Annotated in this window: 3 protein-coding genes; all 3 read left to right on the top strand. The window is 67.4% G+C overall.

Going from position 1 to position 3,817, the window contains the following annotated elements:
• The coding region (locus Q0C41_RS30410; protein ID WP_291990622.1) for a hypothetical protein at positions 1-1,327 on the top strand (1,327 nt) is incomplete at its 5' end.
• A gap of 13 nt (positions 1,328-1,340) precedes the next feature.
• On the top strand, positions 1,341-2,927 hold the full coding sequence (locus Q0C41_RS30405) for a hypothetical protein (protein WP_291990620.1): 1,587 nt from the start codon (positions 1,341-1,343) through the stop codon (positions 2,925-2,927).
• A 3-nt stretch (positions 2,928-2,930) separates the two neighbouring features.
• A partial coding sequence (locus Q0C41_RS30400) for an AAA family ATPase (RefSeq protein WP_291990618.1) occupies positions 2,931-3,817 on the top strand: 887 nt, incomplete at its 3' end.

Raw genomic sequence — 3,817 nt, 5'->3', positions numbered from 1 at the left:
CGCCGACGCGCAGTCGCCGCCACAGGTCGATGGCGCGGACAGCGGTCGGCCCATGCGAACGCTGTTCGGTGGCGCCACCGACGAGATCCCAACCAATCAGGGCTTGAATCTGTCCGCCGCACTCTTCGGCGGGTACGACGACGACATCTTTGCCCGTGGGCAGAACCCCGGTCTCGGGCGCCCTCGGGTGTCGGGCGAATTCATCGGGGGCCAAGCCGGTCTGAGGTATTTCAAGCGCGTCGCCACGGCGACGGTGCAGGCCACGGGCGCGACATCGGCCCGCTACGTCACCGACAGCCAGGAGTTGGTGCCCACCTTCCACGCCGGGACGATTGCGGTGGCCAAGGAATTCGGCCCCCGTACATCGCTTCAGGTGCAGCAACTCGTTCTCTACCGCCCGTTCTTCAGCGCGGCTCCCTTCCCCGGCCAATCGGGGACCGGGGCGACTTTTGCTGGCGCCGAGGCAGGAGTTGGCGGGGATGTCGGCGCCGGCATCGGCGCTGGGCTCGACGACACGACCATCAGCTCCGAGCGAACGGCGTTGCAGTATGCGACCTCTGCAATCTTCACGAGGCGGTTGTCGGCGCGGTCCCGGTTCGAGTTCTTCGGCATGTATGGCCAGTCGAACTTCGGACAGTCGGCGCAAACCACCAACGTGGACAATACCAGGGCGCAGTTGGGCGGCCGCTACGTCTATGACCTGACCTCGTTCCTGGCGGCGCGCCTTGGCTATGGCGCTCGCCGGTACGGTGCCACCGGTGGCCAGGGTGGCCTCAACCATGACATCGACATCGGGTTGGTGCTGAACCGCCCCTTCCAGTTCCGGCAAGGCCGGACCGAGTTCTCGGCGATCACCGGCACGACTCTGCTTGTGCGTGACCGCGTCGCGATCGGACAGGCGGGGGGCGACCGCACCCTGTTCCGGGTCATCGGCACCGGACGGGTCCGCCATACGTTCCGGGGTGACTGGGTGGCCGATGCGGCCTACACCCGCAGCGTGGGTTTCCTGGATGGTTTTCTCGATCCGTTTCAGGGCGACATGGTCACGACGAGCCTGAGCGGCCTCCTGACTCGCGCGCTCGAATTCCAGGCGCAAGCCGGCTACATGAGCGGTGCCATCGGCATGCAGGATCGCAACTTCGACACGGCGCTGGCCGGGGCACGGTTACGGCTCGGCCTGACCCAGAAGCTGGCACTCTTCGCCCAGTATTTCTATTTTCAGTACGCGTATGACGACGACGTCGCGGCCCAGTTGCTGGTCGCCCCCGAACTCGAGCGGCAGGGGTTCCGGGCCGGCCTGACGGTCTGGCTCCCGGTGCTCCGATAGAGGACAGACACCCGTGCTTCCCACTCAACAGATCACTCCCGACTGGATGCTCGGCGTCGTGAGGCGTCGACTGTGGTTCCTTGCGGTGCCGTTTGCGGTCGCGGCGTTGGGCTCTTTCGTCTACGCGCACCTGCAGCCGAACCGCTACCGGTCCTCGGCGGTCGTGCTCGTGACGCCGCCGCAGTTGCCGTCGACCGTCGTGCGATCCATGGTCACCTTGCCGCTCAACGAACGCCTCCCGATGCTGCAGGCGGAGGTCCTGAGTCGGGCGCGCCTCGAGCGCATCATCGTCGACTTCGACCTCTACAAGGACGAGCGTGCGACGGACCTGATGGAAGAGGTCGTCACCGCCATGCGGCGTGATATCAGCGTCAGCGTGGCCCGCGCCGCCAGCCGTCGGCCCGACGGCCTGTCCTTCACGTTGTCCTACTCCTCTGAGAATCCCCGCACCGCGTTCCGGGTCACCGAGCGCCTCGTGGGCCTGTTCGTCGACGAGAACGCACGGCAGCGCGAGACCATTGCCGAGGGCACGGACCAGTTCCTCTCTGCGGAGGTGGACACTGCGCGCACGCGCCTCGAGGAGACCGAGCGGAAGCTCGAAGCGTACAAGAAGCAGTACGGCGGCCAGTTGCCCGAACAGCTCCAGGCCAACGTGACGGCGCTACAGAACCTGCAGACGCAGATGCAGACCATCAACGAGTCCATCAGCCGCGATCGGACCGAGTTGCTGCAGGTGCAGCGGGAACTGAGCGACCTCACGGGCCTCGGACCAGGCTCCGACGAGCCGGTCGTGGATACGACTCCCATCTCCACTCCGTATGACGACGCCCTCATGAAGGCGCGTGCGTCGCTGGAAGCGCTCGAGATGCGGCTGACCAGCGACCATCCCGACGTCGCGCGGCAGCGGCGCATTGTCAGTGACCTCGAGCAGCGGGTGCAGACCGCTCAACTGCAGCGCCCCGTGAGCGGCGGCTCGCCTGCGCCAGCCCAGGGGCGCGTCAACCCGCTCGAGTTGCAGCGGCGAAACCGCATCACCGAGTTGCGCCAGCGCGAGGCCCTGCTGACGGGCCAGGTCGCCAACAAGCAGCGCGAAATCGCCGCCCGCCAGTCGCAGTCGGCGGGGTATCAGTCGCGCGTCGAGGCAGCGCCTTCTCGTGAAGCGGAGCTGATCGGCCTGGTACGCGACTACGAGACCCTCAAGGAGCGATACAACACCCTGCTCCTGCGCAGTGAGGAGGCCAAGGTCGCGGCCAACATGGAGCGCCGTCAGATCAGCGAGCAGTTCCGCATCGCCGACCCGCCACGCATTCCCGAGGCGCCCTACAGTCCGGACCGTCTGCGGATCACCGCGATGGGCGCGGCCGTGGGCCTGGCCATGGCTGTTGTGGTCATCGGCCTGCTCGAGTATCGCGATACCACGTTCCGATCCGATGCCGACATCATCGCGGCCCTTGCGCTGCCCGTCGTCGCCGTGGTGCCCACGCTGCTCACGTCGAGCGAGCGTCGCAGGAATCGGCGGCGGCGCTGGATGCTCTCCACCAGCGGCCTCGCGGCCCTGGTAGTCGGCGGCGCGGTGCTGTACTGGAAGTTTGGACTCTAGCCCATGTACGAGCAGTTTTTCGGGCTGCGCGAGCGCCCCTTCGACCTCACGCCGAACCCGCGGTACCTGTTCCTCACGAACCGGTATCGCGAGGCCCTGGGCAATCTGGTGTACGGCCTGGCCGGACGCAAGGGCCTCACCGTGGTCACGGGCGAGGCCGGCACCGGCAAGACGACCCTGCTGACCGTGGCGCTGGCGCAGTGGCGCGAAGCCGGTCACCTGGTCGCCACGCTGCGCAACCCGACGATGGACCGGCTGGAGTTCCTGCAGTTCCTGGCGCAGGAGTTCAGCCTGAGCGAGGCGGCGGCGCAGTCCAAGACCGCCATGCTCAGGGAGTTCGAGGCGCTGCTGCGTCAGCGACACGCCAGCGGGTTGCTGACGGCCCTGGTGATCGACGAGGCGCACAGCCTGCCGACCGAGCTGCTCGAGGAGATCCGTCTGCTCGCGAACATCGAGACGCCGGACACCAAGCTCCTGCCGCTCATCCTGCTCGGCCAGCCCGAACTCGCCGACCGGCTCAACGATCCCAGTCTGCGCCAGTTGAAGCAGCGGGTCTCGCTGCGGTGCTCGCTTCAGCCCCTGACGCTGCGCGAGACGGCGGCCTATCTCGCCAAGCGCATCCAGTTGGCGGGCGGGGACAGCCTCAACGTCTTCACCCGCGAGGCGGTGGGGGCCATCCATCACGGGTCGGGCGGCATTCCCCGCTTGATCAACGTCATCTGTGACAACGCCCTCGTCAACGGCTTCGCCGCAGGCCAGCGCCCCGTCGGCCAGGACATCATCCGCGACGTCTGCATCGACTTCGACCTGCCGGTGATGGCCGCAGCCGCCGAGCCCGCCGAGCCGGTGTTGTCGCCGAATCGTGTTTCCGGCACGGCCACGGCGCTCGC

It is taken from the genome of Luteitalea sp. (assembly GCF_022842525.1).
GTDB lineage: Bacteria > Acidobacteriota > Vicinamibacteria > Vicinamibacterales > Vicinamibacteraceae > Luteitalea.
The sequence above is the reverse complement of the archived record's forward strand: the minus strand, read 5'-3'. Positions and strand labels throughout refer to the sequence as shown.